This is a genomic window from Achromobacter sp. ACRQX (genome assembly GCF_022346505.1).
GTDB classification, from domain to species: Bacteria; Pseudomonadota; Gammaproteobacteria; order Burkholderiales; family Burkholderiaceae_B; genus Achromobacter; species Achromobacter animicus.
Genome location: NZ_JAKRML010000002.1, coordinates 204353 through 219602, shown reverse-complemented (window position 1 = coordinate 219602; position 15250 = coordinate 204353). Strand labels below are relative to the sequence as shown.

20 protein-coding genes and 1 tRNA gene are annotated in these 15250 nt (G+C 65.2%); 12 read left to right on the top strand and 9 right to left on the bottom strand.

The genetic code is table 11. The features are described 5' to 3' along the window. Positions 1-43 precede the first annotated feature (43 nt). Positions 44-883, top strand: coding sequence for an RIO1 family regulatory kinase/ATPase (locus MHZ91_RS02900; RefSeq protein WP_239212396.1), 840 nt, complete (start codon positions 44-46; stop codon positions 881-883). Continuing rightward, the gene (locus MHZ91_RS02895; RefSeq protein WP_056322477.1) at positions 880-2262 is read left to right on the top strand and encodes a replicative DNA helicase; all 1383 of its coding nucleotides are present in this window, start codon (positions 880-882) and stop codon (positions 2260-2262) included. Before MHZ91_RS02900 ends, MHZ91_RS02895 begins: the two co-directional genes overlap by 4 nt. 63 nt (positions 2263-2325) lie before the next feature. Here the strand turns inward: MHZ91_RS02895 and MHZ91_RS02890 are convergent, their stop codons facing one another. The 5 genes from MHZ91_RS02890 to MHZ91_RS02870 form a co-directional block, all read right to left on the bottom strand. Further along, on the bottom strand, positions 2326-3303 hold the full coding sequence (locus MHZ91_RS02890; RefSeq protein WP_175124658.1) for a bile acid:sodium symporter family protein: 978 nt from the start codon (positions 3301-3303) through the stop codon (positions 2326-2328). 138 nt (positions 3304-3441) lie between these two features. Further along, on the bottom strand, positions 3442-4422 hold the full coding sequence (gene pdxA / locus MHZ91_RS02885; RefSeq protein WP_218345108.1) for a 4-hydroxythreonine-4-phosphate dehydrogenase PdxA: 981 nt from the start codon (positions 4420-4422) through the stop codon (positions 3442-3444). 18 nt (positions 4423-4440) lie between these two features. After that, positions 4441-4749: a hypothetical protein gene (locus tag MHZ91_RS02880; protein ID WP_175124656.1), complete on the bottom strand. Its 309-nt coding sequence runs from the start codon at positions 4747-4749 to the stop codon at positions 4441-4443. A gap of 82 nt (positions 4750-4831) precedes the next feature. Then, positions 4832-5290, bottom strand: a complete 459-nt coding sequence (locus MHZ91_RS02875) for an Lrp/AsnC family transcriptional regulator (RefSeq protein WP_175124655.1) — start codon at positions 5288-5290, stop codon at positions 4832-4834. Between the two features lie 79 nt (positions 5291-5369). Continuing rightward, positions 5370-5975 (bottom strand): hypothetical protein, encoded by a 606-nt coding sequence (locus MHZ91_RS02870; protein WP_175124654.1) that lies wholly within the window; start codon positions 5973-5975, stop codon positions 5370-5372. 205 nt (positions 5976-6180) lie between these two features. Between MHZ91_RS02870 and MHZ91_RS02865 the strand changes: the two genes are divergently transcribed. Continuing rightward, positions 6181-6426 carry a hypothetical protein gene (locus MHZ91_RS02865; protein ID WP_056567399.1) on the top strand — a complete coding sequence of 82 codons (246 nt, stop codon included), beginning with the start codon at positions 6181-6183 and terminating at the stop codon, positions 6424-6426. Positions 6427-6652: 226 nt separating this feature from the next. Beyond that, positions 6653-6883 (top strand): hypothetical protein, encoded by a 231-nt coding sequence (locus MHZ91_RS02860; RefSeq protein WP_224776755.1) that lies wholly within the window; start codon positions 6653-6655, stop codon positions 6881-6883. A gap of 12 nt (positions 6884-6895) precedes the next feature. On the opposite strand, the gene MHZ91_RS02855 is transcribed toward MHZ91_RS02860, so the two are convergent. Next, positions 6896-7459 (bottom strand): DedA family protein, encoded by a 564-nt coding sequence (locus tag MHZ91_RS02855; RefSeq protein ID WP_175138786.1) that lies wholly within the window; start codon positions 7457-7459, stop codon positions 6896-6898. Then, on the bottom strand, positions 7456-8895 hold the full coding sequence (locus MHZ91_RS02850; RefSeq protein WP_239212395.1) for a PLP-dependent aminotransferase family protein: 1440 nt from the start codon (positions 8893-8895) through the stop codon (positions 7456-7458). Before MHZ91_RS02850 ends, MHZ91_RS02855 begins: the two co-directional genes overlap by 4 nt. 157 nt (positions 8896-9052) lie before the next feature. On the opposite strand from MHZ91_RS02850, the gene MHZ91_RS02845 reads away from it, so the two are divergent. From MHZ91_RS02845 to MHZ91_RS02830, 4 genes are all read left to right on the top strand, one after another. Then, complete coding sequence (locus MHZ91_RS02845) at positions 9053-9445, top strand: hypothetical protein (protein WP_370647775.1); 393 nt, start codon at positions 9053-9055, stop codon at positions 9443-9445. A 20-nt stretch (positions 9446-9465) separates the two neighbouring features. After that, positions 9466-9542, top strand: a tRNA-Met gene (locus tag MHZ91_RS02840). Positions 9543-9767: 225 nt separating this feature from the next. After that, entirely contained in the window at positions 9768-10112 is a 345-nt protein-coding gene (locus MHZ91_RS02835) for a hypothetical protein (RefSeq protein WP_175124648.1), read from the top strand. 304 nt (positions 10113-10416) lie between these two features. After that, positions 10417-11652, top strand: a complete 1236-nt coding sequence (locus tag MHZ91_RS02830) for a TIGR03862 family flavoprotein (RefSeq protein WP_239212392.1) — start codon at positions 10417-10419, stop codon at positions 11650-11652. A 50-nt stretch (positions 11653-11702) separates the two neighbouring features. Here the strand turns inward: MHZ91_RS02830 and MHZ91_RS02825 are convergent, their stop codons facing one another. Together MHZ91_RS02825 and MHZ91_RS02820 are read right to left on the bottom strand one after the other, a co-directional pair. Then, positions 11703-12107 carry a hypothetical protein gene (locus MHZ91_RS02825; protein ID WP_175124646.1) on the bottom strand — a complete coding sequence of 135 codons (405 nt, stop codon included), beginning with the start codon at positions 12105-12107 and terminating at the stop codon, positions 11703-11705. 64 nt (positions 12108-12171) lie between these two features. Further along, positions 12172-12531 carry a hypothetical protein gene (locus MHZ91_RS02820; RefSeq protein WP_175124645.1) on the bottom strand — a complete coding sequence of 120 codons (360 nt, stop codon included), beginning with the start codon at positions 12529-12531 and terminating at the stop codon, positions 12172-12174. Between the two features lie 184 nt (positions 12532-12715). Between MHZ91_RS02820 and MHZ91_RS02815 the strand changes: the two genes are divergently transcribed. The 4 genes from MHZ91_RS02815 to MHZ91_RS02800 all read left to right on the top strand — a co-directional run bounded on the left by MHZ91_RS02815 (position 12716) and on the right by MHZ91_RS02800 (position 15221). Further along, positions 12716-12850 (top strand): entericidin A/B family lipoprotein, encoded by a 135-nt coding sequence (locus MHZ91_RS02815; RefSeq protein WP_105241420.1) that lies wholly within the window; start codon positions 12716-12718, stop codon positions 12848-12850. 132 nt (positions 12851-12982) lie between these two features. Beyond that, positions 12983-13414, top strand: coding sequence for a BPTD_2524 family lipoprotein (locus MHZ91_RS02810; protein ID WP_175124644.1), 432 nt, complete (start codon positions 12983-12985; stop codon positions 13412-13414). A 4-nt stretch (positions 13415-13418) separates the two neighbouring features. Continuing rightward, entirely contained in the window at positions 13419-13829 is a 411-nt protein-coding gene (locus MHZ91_RS02805; RefSeq protein ID WP_175124643.1) for a hypothetical protein, read from the top strand. Positions 13830-13928: 99 nt separating this feature from the next. Beyond that, positions 13929-15221, top strand: coding sequence for an aspartate carbamoyltransferase (locus MHZ91_RS02800; protein WP_056322519.1), 1293 nt, complete (start codon positions 13929-13931; stop codon positions 15219-15221). Positions 15222-15250 lie beyond the last annotated feature (29 nt).

Genomic DNA, 15250 nt, shown 5'->3' with positions numbered 1-15250 from the left:
CGGCGACGCACCCTCGTTTTACGCTGTCATTCCAGAGGACCTCTTGACTCATCCGCCTGTCCATCACAACGCGCCGCCCGGCCTGCGAGCCTGGCTCGACAGCGTGGATGCGTCGCGTGAACCTTCGGTGCGGGATGTGACGATAGATGGCGTGCGCTGCATCATCAAGCGGCGCCGGCCCGGCATCCTGCAGAGCGTGAGCTATGTGCTGCGCTACGTGCGCGCCTTGTTCCTCGCCGTGGGCTGCAAGGTCTTCCTGGGCGAGTTTCCGCGTCCCAGCGTGCTGTTGCGCAATGGTCTGGCCCACGAAGGGCAGCGCCTGGCGCAGTTGCTGGAAGCGGGGTCGCGCGTCCCCGAGGTGTGGTGGCGGGAGCAGAACCTGCTGGTGCTGGAGTTCGTGGGCGAAGACCTGGCGGACCTCATCCGCAACGAAGACTCCACCTCGCGCATGTGGCTCGCGCGCGCCGCGGCGGCCGATCTGGCCGCTTTCCATGCCCGCGGCATGTGGCATGGTGGGGCGCAGATCCGCAACGTTACGCTGCGCGATGGCGAGATCTGGCGCATCGACTTCGAGGAAAACATCGGCGCGACGCTGTCGCGGCCGCTGGCGCAGGCCTATGACCTGTTCCAGATGCTGGCCTCGCTGGTCTCGCTGCGCAAGTTGGGCGATGCAGATGCGCGCACGCTGGGCAAGCTGGCGTTCGATGTCTACCTGGACTGCAATCCCGACCCCGAGGTCAGGGCCCGCTTGAAGCGCCTGGCGCGCGTGCTGTGCGGCATCGCCATGCCGCTGCGCCCCATCCTTGCCCGATTCCCCTCGCGCGACATCCAAGGGTTTTTCCGCGTCGCGGATATCCTGCAGCCGTTACTATTGAAGCCATGAACACACCCGCCGATTCCCAGCTCGAGTACCTGCGCGTCCCCCCGCATTCCATCGAGGCGGAGCAGTCGGTCCTGGGCGGACTGCTGCTGGACAACGCTGCCTGGGACCGTATCGCGGATGTGCTTCTCGAAGAAGACTTCTACCGTCACGACCACCGGCTGATCTGGCACCACATTGCGCGCCTGATTGGTCTGGCGCGCCCGGCCGACGTCATCACCGTGCACGAGTCCCTCGTCAGCGCGGGCAAGGCCGAAGAGTCCGGCGGCCTGGCTTACCTGAATGCCCTGGCGCACAACACGCCGTCGGCCGCCAACATCCGCCGGTACGGCGAGATCGTGCGCGAGCGCGCGATGCTGCGCAAGCTGGTGTCGATCGCGGACGAAATCTCGTCGGCTGCCATGAACCCGCAGGGCAAGGAAGCGCGCCAGCTGCTGGACGAGGCCGAATCCAAGGTGTTCAAGATCGCCCAGGAAGGCGCGCGCGGCGCGGCCGGCTTCCAGGAGATCCAACCGCTTCTGACGCAGGTGGTCGAGCGCATTGACGAGCTCTACCACCGCGAGAGCACGTCCGACGTGACGGGCGTGCCCACGGGCTTCACCGATCTGGACAAGATGACGTCGGGCATGCAGGGTGGCGACCTGATCATCGTGGCCGGCCGCCCGTCCATGGGCAAGACGTCGTTCTCCATGAACATCGGAGAGCACGTCGCCATCGAAGAGGGCCTGCCCGTGGCGGTGTTCTCCATGGAAATGGGCGCGGTGCAGCTCGCCATGCGTATGCTGGGTTCCGTGGGACTCCTGGACCAGCACCGCATGCGTACCGGCAAGCTGATCGCCGAAGACTGGCCGCGCGTCACGCACGCCGTCCAGCTCATGCAGGATGCGCAGGTCTACATTGACGAATCGCCGGCGCTCAGTCCCATGGAAGTGCGCGCCCGCGCGCGTCGTCTGGCGCGCCAGTGCGGCCAGCTTGGCCTCATCATCATCGACTACCTTCAGCTCATGTCCGGCAACGGTTCCGGCGAAAACCGGGCCACCGAAGTGTCGGAAATCAGCCGCTCGCTCAAGGGTCTGGCCAAAGAACTGAATTGCCCGCTGATCGCACTGTCGCAGCTCAACCGAAGCCTGGAACAGCGTCCCAACAAGCGCCCCGTCATGAGCGACCTGCGCGAATCCGGCGCAATCGAACAGGACGCGGACGTGATCCTGTTCATTTACCGCGACGAGGTCTACAACCCCGATTCGCCAGACAAGGGCACGGCCGAGATCATCATCGGCAAGCAGCGTAACGGCCCGATCGGCACGGTGCGCCTGACGTTCCAGGGTTCCAGCACGCGCTTTTTGAACTTCTCCGGCGCGCAGCCGCGGGACATGTACTGATTCCGCACATCGCCACATCAAAAAAAAACCGCGCAGCAGCGCGGTTTTTTTACGAGACGGCGATCAGTGCGTGGCGTCGGGGCGCTTGCCGTAGCGCGCCGCCAATACGCCGCAGACCATGAGCTGGATCTGGTGGAACAGCATCAGCGGCAGCACCACAGCACCCACGGCGTGACCGGCGAACAGCACCTGGGCCATCGGAATGCCGCTGGCCAGGCTTTTCTTCGAGCCGCAGAAGAGCAGCGTGATGCGGTCTTCGATGCTGAAGCCGAACATCCGGCCGGCCAGTGCGGACAGGCCCAGCGCCAGCGCCAGGATCACGCCGCAGCTCACGACCAGGCCGACCAGCGCGGGAATCGGGGTGCTGCTCCACAGGCCTTCATTGATGGCCTCGGAGAACGCCGTGTAGACCACCAGCAGGATCGAGCCCTGGTCCACGAACTTCAGCATGGCCTTGCGCTTGTGCACCCACGCGCCGATCCATCGCCGCGCGAACTGGCCCAGCACGAACGGCAGGAGCAGTTGCAGCATGATCTTGCCGACGGCGTCGAACGAGATCGGCGCACTGCCTGCGTTGGCGACGACCGTACCGACCAGCAGGGGCGTGAGGAAGATGCCCAGCAGGCTGGAGGCCGACGCGCTGCACACCGCGGCGGGCACGTTGCCGCGCGCCATGGAGGTGAACGCGATGGCCGATTGCACGGTGGCAGGCAGGCAGCACAGGAACAGGATGCCCAGGTAAAGCTCCGGGGTGACCAGCGGCTCCAGCACGGGTTGCAGCGCCAGCCCCAGCAGCGGGAACATCAGGAACGTGGCCGAGAAGATGGTCAGGTGCAGCTTCCAGTGCGTGAGGCCGGCGATGATGGCCTCGCGCGAAAGGCGCGCCCCGTGCAGGAAGAACAGCAGGCCGACGGCCACGTTGGTGATCCAGCCGAACACCACCACGCCTTGCCCATGAGCGGGCAGGAAGCTGGCGATGATGACGGTGCAGATCAGGTAGAGGGTGAAGCGGTCGGGCAGAAGTCGAACGAGGCGGGACATGGGAAGGGAGGAAGAACGGAAAAGCGGCGGCGCGGGGCGCCGGAAACGGGGCGTATTGTAGACCCGCACCGTCGCGGACCCGTCGCGAGAAGGCCGCAAGCGTCCGCGCGCTGAGGCAGTCTGCGGATCTTTACGCGCTCAAGGCGTCATCGCCAGCGCCAGATCGAACGCTTCCACCAGCGACGCGTGGTCGGCCACGCCCTGGCCGGCGATGTCGAATGCGGTTCCGTGGTCCACGCTGGTGCGCACGAACGGCAGGCCGACGGTGACGTTCACGCCGTGGTCCAGGCCCAGATACTTCACCGGGATGAGGCCCTGGTCGTGGTACTGCGCCACCACGATGTCGAACTCTCCGCGGCGGGCGCGCATGAAGACGGTATCGCCCGGCCAGGGGCCGCTGGCATCGATGCCTTCCGCGCGGGCGGCAGCGATGGCCGGTTCGATGATGTCCATGTCTTCGCGGCCGAACTTGCCGCCTTCGCCCGCATGCGGATTCAGACCCGCGACGGCGACGCGCGGCTGCGCGATGCCCATCTGGCGGCAGGCGCGATCCGCAAGCCGCATCGCGGTCAATTCGGCCTGCGGCGTGATGCGCGCCATGACGTCGGCCAGTGCGACGTGGATGGTCACGAGCAGCACGCGCAGCTCATTGTTGGCCAGCATCATCGCAAAGTCCTGCGTGCCGGAGCGGTCCGCCAGGATTTCGGTGTGGCCCGGATAGTCGATGCCGGCCTCGTGCATGGACTTCTTGTTCAGCGGGGCGGTCACGATGGCGCGGATGTGTCCGGCAAGCGCATCGTCGATGGCCGCGCACACATAATCGTAGGCGCCGCGGCCCGCCAGGGCGCTGACCTTACCCAGCGGCAGGTCCGCGGGCAGGGTGGGGCTGCAAGCCACCACCTGGATGCCAGCCGCGTCCGGCCGGGCCTGGCTGATGTCCGCGATCTCGGTGATATCCAGGCGGGCGCCCAATTGCGTCGCCGCGCGGCGCAGCGCGCCAGCATCGCCATACACCACACAGGGCGCGCCCAATCCCTGCGCACAGGCTTTGACGACGATTTCAGGACCGATGCCGGCGGCATCGCCCATGGTGATGCCCACAGGCAGGAGAGTGTTCACAATGGTGGCCGTGGGCGCTTACTGAGCGGTGCTCTTGGGAGGATCGATAGGCGCGCATTCGAACGTGACCGTGGCGCGCTTGGAACCCAGCCCGGTGGCGTGGTTGGACGTCACGCTGGGCTTGACCAGCTTGCGGCCAAGCGACTGGCAGTGCTGGTCGGCACGCTGCAATGCCTGGTTCTTGATCTCGACCCAGCTCAGCAATTGCGTGCCGGAACTATAGGTGACGCTGTATTGGTCCTTGTTGACGGACGTGACCTCGCTCATGCTGGAACACGCGGTCAACAGGACGAGGAGGGCGGCGGCAGGGGCAAGGCGAGCAAGCATGAAAAATCCAGGATTCGCGACAGGCCCCATTACACCACCATGTGGCGCCCGCCGGAAAGACGCGCGAGGGGCGCGAGGCGGCTCAGGGAGCGGCAACCGCGCTGCGCCGATCAACCTTGCGACTGAGCACGATCGAGGTCTGCGTCTGCTTCACGCCGTCGATGAGCCCGATACGGTCCAGCAGCGCGTCCAGTTGTTCGTGAGTCTCGCAGCGCAGGAAGATCAGGTAGTCGTAGGGGCCGCTGACCGAGGACACTTCCTCGACCTCCGGCATCCGCTCCAGTTCACGGATCACGGCGGCCGGCGTCTTGGGCAGCACGCTGATGAAGCAATAGGCGCGCACCGCCGCCTCTTCGAGCAGCCGGCCCAGGCGCACGCCGTAGCCGGAAACGATGCTTTCACGTTCCAGCCGCGCGATGCGCGCCACTACGGTGGTGCGCGCCAGCCCGAGCTTGCGCGCGAGGATGGCGGCGGGTTCGCGCGCATTGGCCTGCAGAAGGCTCAGCAGTTGCCGGTCGATGGCGTCAAGTCGTTCGTTCATGCGATGAGCGATGGCGTTGAGCGGGAAGGCGAAGTGGCGACGGTACAGGCGCCTGCCTGCCCGCGTCAATGCGTTGCCGCTAGCCGTCGGACTCGGGCGGAATGCCGCCGTGATAGATGCGGCCGTCGAACTCGAAGCGCGTGATGGTCTTGTGCGCGGCATCGAAGATGCGGTCCCGGCTGGCGGCGTCCAGGCCGTCGTGGTCCGCAAAGCTGAAACGGCACAGGTCGATGTCGCTGTCATAGAACGCGCTGTGCACGAAGCGGCTGACGTCCGATTCGTGCGCAAAATGGGCGAACTCGCGCAGTTGCTCCATTTCGTGGAACGAGCCGTTGCGGCTGACCAGCAGCATGCCGAACTTGCGCTCTTCGTCCGCCATCGGTTCGGGCGGCGGCGCCGCGCCATCGCCGTGCGGATCCTGGCAATCGAAATGCGCGCCGGCCTCACGCATGGCGGCCAGCACGCGTTGCCATTCCGGTTCTTCCAGCGTCAGACGGGCCATCATGTAGAACAGCCGCTGCCGGCCCAGCGTGCGAGGTTCGGGCCCGCCCACATAACTGGGCCATGGCGTCGAAGCGTCCAGTCCGGCCAGCTCGGCCATTCTGCTGTCGGGATAGCCCAGCCTGTCCTGCAGCCGTTGCAGCGACTGGGCGCTTGGCGGGACATAGTTCTGGATCGTTTTCATGTGCGCGCTCCGGTTGAGCCGGGCGCCCGGAGACAGCGCCGGCGGCGTGCGCCGCGGTGCCTCTTGCGGCTACGCTTCATGCTAGCGCCGCGTCCGGTGCTTGCCTAGCCGCGGCAGGGGAGGCGCGCCGCTTGCTGTCAGCCCTGGCGCGCCCGGCCATCATGCTAGGATTCGCGCCAGATTTCATCGCCAGGAGGCTTACATCATGGACATCCAGGAACAGATCGCCGTTGTCGTGCACACCATCTCGCATCAGGGTGGGCGCATCGACGCGCTCAATACCACGCTGCTCTCGATGCTGCATCTGGCGAAGAATTCGCCGGGCCTGCGCGAGGCCATCGAGGCGCAACTAGAGCAGAATTACTCCGGCCTGCTGGCGCGTTCCGAGAATCCGCAATACGTCGCGGGTTTCGAAAGCGTGCGTGACATGGTCCTGACCGCCCTGAAGTGATGAGCCCGGCGGCAGTTACCCACAGGTTCTGTGGACAAGCCTTGGGATAGCGCGGGCATAGATTCACAAACTCCTTCAATTACAACGGCTTGCGCGAGGCGGTCAAAAGCGGCGCCATTGCGCCGAAGCAACGCGCAACCGGCCCGCCGCCACGGCAGGCCAAGCCCGGGTAATATGCGGCCCCATGCGGAATCAGTATTCATTGGAAGGCCGGAACCGCGCCCTCGTGGCGCGCGTTTCGGAAGCGGCAAAGCTGGCGGCATTTGACCCCGGCAAGCTTTCCCCCGAGGCGAGGGAGAGCTGGGAGCGCATGGGCCATGGCTTCAAGGCCTGGCACGACTTCGACCAGCGTCACCCGATCCTGCGCCGCCTTGCAAAGCTGCCCATCATCGGAATGCTGTACCGCAACGCGCGCCGCCGCCATGTGCAGCGCGCAAACGGCAAACTGGTGTTCTGAACGCGCCCGCCGCTATTTGCGGCGGCGTGCGTAGACCTGATAGGCCAGCCACACCAGCACGCCGAGCGCCACTGCCACGGCCAACTTGGTTTCCACGCCGTGCAGGCGTCCCAGCAGCGCTTCGATGGTCCGGCCGAACACGAATCCCAGCAGGCTGAAGCAGAGCGCCCAGATCATGGCGGCGATGGCGTTCAGCACCAGGTAGCGCAAGGCCGGCACCTTGGACACGCCCACGGCAACCGGCCCCACCGTACGCAACCCATACAGAAAGCGCAGCGCCAGTATGAATCCGTTGGGGTATCGGTCGATGGCCGCCAGCGCCTTGCCGAACGCCGGCTTGGCGCGGATGCGCTGCACGTAGCGATGGTCGCGGTAGCGGCGGCCCAGCAGGAACAGCAGTTGATCCGCCATGAACGAGCCGGCGAACGCGCAGAGCATGACGTAGGGCAGATGGAACAATCCCTGGTGCGCCAGGAATCCCGCAAACACCACCACGCTTTCGCCTTCCAGGAAGGTCCCCCCCAGCACGGCCCACAGGCCATAGTCCGCGATGAATTGATGCAGTTCCGCGTTCATGCTGTCCTTTCTTCCACGATGCGCGCGAGCGTCACCAGTGCGTGCGAGATCTCCGGCGTGATGCGTTGTCCGCAACTGATGCGCAGGAAGTGGTTGTAGCGGGCGCCATTGGAGAACATCGCGCCGGGCGCCACGCGTATCCCTTGCCGCAGCCCGGCCTCGAAGACGTCCATGCCCGACACGCCCTCGGGCATTTCCACCCAGAGCAGCATCCCGCCTTGCGGCACGCTCAGCCGCGTGCCCCGCGGAAAATGCGCGGCGATGGCCTCGGCGGTCAGGTCGCGCTGCGTCTTCAGTTCTCGACGCAGCCGGGCCAGATGGCGATCATAGGCGCGCGAGCCCATGTACTCCGCCACGGCGATCTGCGCCAGCGGTTCGTTTGGCCGGCTTTGCGCGAACTTCAGCATGGCGATCCGGGCTTTCCACCGGCCGCCCAGCAGCCAGCCCAGCCGCATGCCGGGGGCCAGCGTCTTGTGCATCGACGAACAATAGATGACGTTGCCCGTGGCGTCCCAGGATTTCGCCGCGGCCAGCGGGGTGTCGTCGTCGGTCAGTGCGCCGTATGTGTCGTCTTCAATGAGCGGCACCTGCTGGCGCTCGCACAGCGCCACCAGCCGCGCCTTGTGCGCGTCGGGCATGACGCAACCGAGCGGATTCTGGAAATTCGGCACAACGACGACCGCGCGGATATTGCCGTGCGTCTGGAAGGCCAGGTCCAGCGCTTCGATCGACAGCCCGTGCTGGGGGCTGGTGGGAATCTCGAGCGCGCGCATGCCGAGGCTTTCCAGGATCTGCAGCAGACCGAAGTAGGCGGGCGATTCCACGGCGATGGTGTCGCCCGGCCGGGCTACGGCACGCAGCGCCAGATTCAGGGCCTCGATACAGCCATGCGTGACGATGACGTCGTCCGGCGTGGCATTGATGCCGTTGGCCAGCGCGCGACGGGCCAGCACGCCGCGCAGGTCAGGATGCCCTTGCGGCGGCACCGGGCTGACCAGCACCTCGGGCGACTGCCGCAGCGCGCGCGTCATCGCCTGCTTGAGCGCCTCCATGGGATAGGCCTGGGGCACCGCCGCGGCCAGCGCAAAGTTGGCGCTGACCCGGTGCGCTTCACATTTGGCGATGAAGTCCGAAACCCGGTCGTGGATGCCGACATACTGCGCCGCGCCCAGGGTCTGGCGGATGTCCGGCTCGGCCACGGGCGGAATGCTGTTGCGGCGAGATTTCAGCACGAAGTAGCCGGAGCGGGGACGGGCCTCGATCAGGCCATCGTCCTCGAGCTGGCGGCAGGCCTGCAGCGCCGTGGACAGGCTGACGTGATGGGTGCGCACCAGCGTGCGAACCGAGGGCATGCGCTGGGCGGGGGCCAGCACGCCCGTCTGGATGGCGCGCCGGTAGTGATTGGCCAGGCGTAGGTACAGCGGTTGAGGTTCCATGCGCCGATCTTGCTCCCCGGGGTTGGACGGTGGGTAGGCACAGATGCAGGCAAAGTACACCATAACAGCCACAAAATCGACCCTCTGCATCGGTACAGAAAGCCGATTTTTGTGGCTGTTGCGCAAAGCAGGGCGCGCGTAGCCTGTGATGGTCCTTTTGGAGATCATCATGACCCCGCATTCCGACCCCGCCTCGCCAGGCCTTCGCCTGGAACTACCTGCCGGCGCCAGCCGGAGTTTCATCCTGCGCGCAGGCGCTGCCGTTGTCTGCGTCGAAGGCAGCGTGCGCGTCGAGGAAGCGGCAAGCGGCCTGGAAGCCGCAGGCGGCCTGCATCGCGTCGTACCGGCCCGGCTCAACGCGGGCGAGGTTCACGGGGTGTCGTACGGCGGCGCGGTGCGCCTCACCGCGCTGGATGATGCGCAGGTGATCTGCCTGAATTGCACCGGGCGCCTTGGCACGATCCTGCGCCACGTCGCCAATGTTTTTCGCGGTTTTCTGTCGAAAAACGGAAACATTCGCGTGGGTGCGCTGCACAAGATTTCAAAATGATGTATGATTCACACATCAGACGCGGGGTGGAGCAGTCTGGCAGCTCGTCGGGCTCATAACCCGAAGGTCGTAGGTTCAAATCCTGCCCCCGCAACCAGTTTCAAGCAGTACCCGGTCTCCCGGCGGCGCATTTCAAGTGCACCTGGCAAGACCGCAGTAAAAAAGGCCGCGACATTGTCGCGGCTTTTTTTTCGCCTGGCGATTGCGCTGGGTCATGCCCGGTTCGCGTCCGGAGTTTCCCGGGTGTCCGCGGCCGCACACGGCCGCAACCCTGCGCTACCATGGGCCACGCGCGCTACATTGCCGCACAGAAGGAGTGTCCATGGGAACCGCAAAATACGATCATCCCGGCTACGTTGCTGATACGGGCGCTGAGGGCAAGTACCACGTGGGCATCTGGTGCCCGCACGGGTATCCCGCCCACATCCATATCGGCCGTCCGGCCGACCGCGGCGATCCCTCTGCCTTGCTGAGGCTGCGCATCCCCGACGGCGTGTTCCAGTCGCTGCCGGACGATCCCGAAACCCTGTGCCGCCGCGCGCTGGGTCAGGCGCTAGATGCCGGCCTGCTGCGCAGCGTCGCGGTCGACGGCGAATATCAGGAACTGCGTTTCCAGCTCGATGCCGAGCCCTGGTCCGGCCCCATGCATGCGGCCGAACGCGCCTGACGTCATCCCCAGAACGCGGTAGTTACCCACAGGGATTGTGGAAAACCCTTGGGATAGCTGCTGCGTATATCGAATTTTTCCCGCAAAAACATAGGCTTGGCGTCTGCGGTCAAGAAATGGCCGCTGCGAGCCATTCGGACAAGGGAACGCGCAGATGCGACGCGCGCTCGTGGGAAGCCCACTGACGCCGTGAGACAATCTGCGCCCCATGGCTGCGCCGTGCTTTCGTCCCTTTTCCTTCCGACTTCTCCCGCATGCTCTCCGCCTTTTCCCGCTCGCGTCCCGTCATGAAGGCGACGACGCCATGAGCCTGTCCGCCAAACGCGTTGCCGTCATCGGGGGCGGCCCCGCCGGTCTCATGACGGCGGAAAGGCTGAGCGAAGCCGGGGCGCAGGTGGACGTCTTCGACGCCATGCCCTCGGTGGGACGCAAATTCCTGATGGCGGGACGGGGCGGTCTGAACTTGACGCACAGCGAGCCCGCCGAGCCTTTCCTTGCCCGCTTTGGCGACGGCGCCCCGTTCGTGCAGCCATGGCTGCAGACGATAGACGGCGCCGGTCTGCGCGATTGGGCGCATGCGTTGGGTATCCAGACATTCGTGGGCTCGTCGGGCCGGGTGTTTCCGCAGGAGATGAAGGCGGCGCCGCTGTTGCGGGCCTGGCTTGCCCGGCTGCGCGGACAGGGCGTGCGGTTTCATATGCGGCATCGCTGGCTTGGCTGGCGTGGTGACAATCCCGGCGTGGACTTGCTGCGCTTTGCGACGCCCGACGGTGAAGCGCGCCATGCAGCGGATGCGGTCGTGCTGGCGCTGGGCGGCGGCAGTTGGGCCAAGCTGGGATCCGATGGCGCCTGGGTGCCGGATCTGCAGGCGCACGGCGTGCCGGTTGCGCCATTGCGGCCCGCCAACTGCGGGTTCGACGTGGACTGGTCCGATCATTTTCGCAGCCGCTTTGCCGGCCAGCCGGTCAAGTCGGTGGCCATGTCCTGCGGCGGGCCTGTCCGCCAGGGCGAATTCGTCGTGTCCGAAACGGGCATTGAAGGCAGTCTCGTCTATGCATTGTCCGCAACCCTGCGCGACCAAATCGAGGCCGATGGCAGCGCCGTGGCCATGCTGGATCTTGCACCGGACTGGCCGCACGCAAAGGTGATGGCGGCGGTGACGCATCCGCGCGGCGCCCGCTCGATGTCAAGCCATCTGCAAAGCCGGCTGGGACTGACGGGGGTGAAGGCGGGCTTGCTGCGGGAATGCGCCAGCGCCGAAGACTTCAAGGACCCCGAGCGCCTCGGTCAGCGGATCAAGGCCTTGCCGTTGACGCTGCGGCGAGCTCGCCCGATCGACGAAGCGATCAGCACGGCGGGCGGGGTGGCGTTCCAGGGACTGACGGGCGGTCTGATGCTCAAAGCCGTGCCCGGCGTTTTCTGTGTGGGGGAAATGCTGGATTGGGAGGCGCCGACGGGCGGCTACCTGCTGACCGCCTGCATGGCCAGCGGCGCATGCGGCGCGGCCGGCGTGATTGATTTTTTGAAGGGACAGGCTTGAAAGGTCTGTCCTGAACCCGCATCCCTGAGTGGGCCGCGAGCCCCGGAAGATCAGGAACCCGTCGGGTGCGGCGCCATGCTCATCGGGGCGCGGGGCGCCAGATCGCTGACGACGTGACCAACCACCGGCGGCTCGCCTTCGGGCTGCGAGATGATGCCGATCACACGGGTGATGGCGCTGGCGGGAATGGTGGTTCCGTGGGCGGGATCCTGCACCAGCTGCCAGATCGTGGCGTTCGCCATGCCCGTGTCGCCCTCGGTCAGGTCGAGGTTGTCCAGGCAGTTGCGTGCAAAGGAAGACCAATCCGAAGCGTTGCACGGCAGACCGTGTGAGGTTGCCAAGCGGGCCAGGGCCAGCGGCGCGTCTGCCTGGCTTGCGGCGTGCTGGGCAGCGGTGCCCAGCGTGACGTCCAGGGACAGCAGGCGGAGAAACTCAACAACGTTGTCCGTGCTCATCTTGTAGTCTCCTTCCTTTGGGGGCTGTACTCTGCGATCGCCAGCCGGGCCGCTTGCCGGGTTGTCATCCCGGACCTTGTCCCAGCATCGACACCAGCGACTGCTTCAGGCGCGGCGAGAAAATCGGCACCGTATGCGCTACGCCGCTGCGGTCGATGCCTTCTTTGAGTTCGACTGACTGCCCCAGAAAAATTTCCGGAGCGGCAGAAATTTCGTTGTACCGCGCCAGCAATTCATTGACCTGGGCCTGCGCGTCCGCAAGCGTGCTGCTATCCGCCAGCTTGCCGGCGGCATGGGTCTGCAAGATGCGATGCAGGTCGTCGATGAACAGCGCCAGGGCGGCCTGTCCGCGGCACTGGGGCTGTTCCCAGCCCCAGCCTTGCGGGCTGGCGCCAGCGGATTGTGATGCTTGTTTCTTCGTCATGTGCGCATCCTAATCCATTGGCGGCAAATACGCGACAGGCGAGAATGCGTCGCAAGTGTCACCGGCGCGTAAGGGTGGTGACGGTTTTTTGTCGGTGTTGTTACACGTGACCGGCTTGTGTCACCGACGCGGCCTTTGAGGTATGCTGGGTTCGGTTTTTTCCATGCCCAGACAGGAGATGTTTATGAAGAACAAAGTCTTTCTCGTCATGATGCTTTCTATTGCTGCGCTGACGGCGGGTTGCAATACCGTCGCCGGGGCCGGTAAAGATATTCAGCGGGGCGGGGAAAAGATCGAAGGAGCCGCGGAAAAGCGGTAGGGCATCAGGCCCTTTGCCGTCATGACGGCGCAAGGCCACGCAGGAAGTGCCGTACTTGGGCACTTTCGGCGTGGCCTTTTTGCAGCCGCTGGCATAATCGCGAAAGTCCGAATAGCAATGGCGGGAAGAATCATGCGCAAGTCTGTATGGGTGGCTGTCACGTTGGCGGCCACGTTGGCCGGATGCGCCAGCACCGGGGTCTACGAGTCGGAAACCGCAAAGAAGGAAACCTTCAGCGTCGACACCAATTATCAGGCGGCATTCCGCCGAGCCGGCGAATACGTGCGCGCGTGCCATACGCAGGTCAGCCATCCTTATGGCGTCTCTTATGCCTGGCGCCATAGCCTTGGCGAGAAGGGCGCGCCGGACGAAATCCAGCTTTACAAGGTCGGCCAGCCGGCAACCGTGCTCGAACTGATTTCGGCGGAGGCCGATGGTCCCGCCACCTCCAAAGTGACCGTGACGGTGCTGGGCGAAGGGCGCTGGGACGAGGCCGAGATCGCGGCGGCGCGCAAGTCGATACAGAGCGCGACGCCGACGTGCCGTAGCGCGACCGGCGGCTAATACCATGGACGCCCGCGCCCAGCAGCTCCGCGCAAACGGCACGTCGTTCGCGCTGCTGGCCGGCGCGTTTCGTTTTCTGGGGTGGTTGAATGGCGGTGCCGCCCTGATCCTGGTCGGATTCACATTGGGCATCGTGGGGCCGGACATTGCCGCGCCCGATCTGCAGATTCCCCTGCTGTTTTTCCTGGCCGGTCTGGTGCTGGCCGGCCTGGGAGTGGCGTTTGCGTACCTGGCGCAGGTCAGCCTGTTGCGGCAAGGCTACAGCGGCCATCTGACGCGTGGTCATTGGCCCGCGCAATTGCTGGCACTGATTTGCTTCGTGGCAAGCATGCTGGCCTTCTGCGCGGCGTGCTGGTTCGCGGCCGGACAGGCCGTGACGGCGACACCACAGGCGGCGGCCTACGCTCAGCGGTAAAAACGCGGGTAAACCCGTATGCGCAAAAATATTGGACTTGTGTAGATGGTCGGAATAATATGCGCACTGCGTATATAAATCCTCTTTTTGGGGCCCGTCATGAGCATCTCCCAGCAAGCCTTCCTGCGCGACGCCATGCGCCGCCTCAACCTCACCCGCGACGTGTTTGCCACGCGCATTGGCGTCAAGCGCCGGGCGCTTGATACCTGGCTTCTGCCTGAAGGTTCGCAGGAATTCCGCGCCATGCCGGAAGTCGTGCAGCGCTTTGTCAGCGAAATCGTGCAAAACGGTGTGCTGCTGGAAAAATATACGCAAAGCGTACAAGACGGTCCCTTGCGTGACCGCATCGCCGTTGAAGGCAAGAACCAGCTTCTGTCGGTAGACCAGTTCACCCGCGACTCCGTCGAAGACCTGTTCCGCGTGGCCGACATGATGCAGCCCATCGCGCGCCGTCAGAAGGTCTCGCGCGTGCTGGAAGGCGCCGTGCTGGGCAACCTGTTCTTCGAGGCCAGCACCCGCACCCGCGTCAGCTTCGGTTCCGCCTTCTGCCGCCTGGGCGGCTCGGTGTGCGACACCACCGGTTTCACGTTCTCGTCGATGGCCAAGGGCGAGTCCATCTACGACACCAGCCGCGTCATGAGCGGCTATGTGGACGCGATGGTCATCCGCCACCCCGATCAAGGCTCGGTGGCGGAATTTGCGCGCGCCACGAACATTCCCGTGGTCAACGGCGGCGACGGCCCGGGCGAACACCCCAGCCAGGCGCTGCTGGACCTGTACACCATCCTGACCGAGTTCTCGCGCCTGGGTAAGTTGCTGGACGGCGCGCACATTGCGATGGTCGGCGACCTGAAATACGGCCGCACCGTGCATTCGCTCATCAAGCTGATGGCGCTGTACAAGAACGTGAAGTTCTCGCTGATTTCGCCCAAGGGCCTGGAGATGCCGACCTACATCGTCGAGCAGGCCAGCCGCAACGGCAACATCATCGAACAGAAGTCTTCGCTGGCCGAAGGCCTGGCCGGCGCCGACGTCATCTACGCGACGCGCGTTCAGAAGGAGCGCTTCGCCAACGAAGAGAACGAAGGCTACACGCCGGACTTCCAGGTCAACCGCGCCATCATCGACGCCTATTGCAGCCCCGAGACCATCGTGATGCACCCGCTGCCGCGCGACAGCCGCCCGGGCGCCAACGACCTCAGCGTGGACCTGAACCACGATCCGCGTCTGGCCATCTTCCGCCAGACCGATAACGGCATTCCCATCCGCATGGCGATCTTCGCCGTGCTGCTGGGGGTGGAAGGGCTGGTGCAGCATTCGCTGCGTGACGTGACGTGGCAGCATCCGTCGCATGTCGGTCCCGACGATTCGGTCTTCCACGGCCTGGATTGACGTCAACGGTTCTTGGCGGCGCCGCAAGC

Coding starts and splice junctions, on each gene's coding strand:
- MHZ91_RS02895 (WP_056322477.1), top strand. CDS start 880: ATGAACACACCCGCCGATTCCCAGCTCGAGTACCTGCGCGTCCCCCCG.
- MHZ91_RS02890 (WP_175124658.1), bottom strand. CDS start 3,303: ATGTCCCGCCTCGTTCGACTTCTGCCCGACCGCTTCACCCTCTACCTG.
- MHZ91_RS02880 (WP_175124656.1), bottom strand. CDS start 4,749: ATGCTTGCTCGCCTTGCCCCTGCCGCCGCCCTCCTCGTCCTGTTGACC.
- MHZ91_RS02875 (WP_175124655.1), bottom strand. CDS start 5,290: ATGAACGAACGACTTGACGCCATCGACCGGCAACTGCTGAGCCTTCTG.
- MHZ91_RS02870 (WP_175124654.1), bottom strand. CDS start 5,975: ATGAAAACGATCCAGAACTATGTCCCGCCAAGCGCCCAGTCGCTGCAA.
- MHZ91_RS02865 (WP_056567399.1), top strand. CDS start 6,181: ATGGACATCCAGGAACAGATCGCCGTTGTCGTGCACACCATCTCGCAT.
- MHZ91_RS02855 (WP_175138786.1), bottom strand. CDS start 7,459: ATGAACGCGGAACTGCATCAATTCATCGCGGACTATGGCCTGTGGGCC.
- MHZ91_RS02850 (WP_239212395.1), bottom strand. CDS start 8,895: ATGGAACCTCAACCGCTGTACCTACGCCTGGCCAATCACTACCGGCGC.
- MHZ91_RS02835 (WP_175124648.1), top strand. CDS start 9,768: ATGGGAACCGCAAAATACGATCATCCCGGCTACGTTGCTGATACGGGC.
- MHZ91_RS02830 (WP_239212392.1), top strand. CDS start 10,417: ATGAGCCTGTCCGCCAAACGCGTTGCCGTCATCGGGGGCGGCCCCGCC.
- MHZ91_RS02825 (WP_175124646.1), bottom strand. CDS start 12,107: ATGAGCACGGACAACGTTGTTGAGTTTCTCCGCCTGCTGTCCCTGGAC.
- MHZ91_RS02820 (WP_175124645.1), bottom strand. CDS start 12,531: ATGACGAAGAAACAAGCATCACAATCCGCTGGCGCCAGCCCGCAAGGC.
- MHZ91_RS02815 (WP_105241420.1), top strand. CDS start 12,716: ATGAAGAACAAAGTCTTTCTCGTCATGATGCTTTCTATTGCTGCGCTG.
- MHZ91_RS02810 (WP_175124644.1), top strand. CDS start 12,983: ATGCGCAAGTCTGTATGGGTGGCTGTCACGTTGGCGGCCACGTTGGCC.
- MHZ91_RS02805 (WP_175124643.1), top strand. CDS start 13,419: ATGGACGCCCGCGCCCAGCAGCTCCGCGCAAACGGCACGTCGTTCGCG.
- MHZ91_RS02800 (WP_056322519.1), top strand. CDS start 13,929: ATGAGCATCTCCCAGCAAGCCTTCCTGCGCGACGCCATGCGCCGCCTC.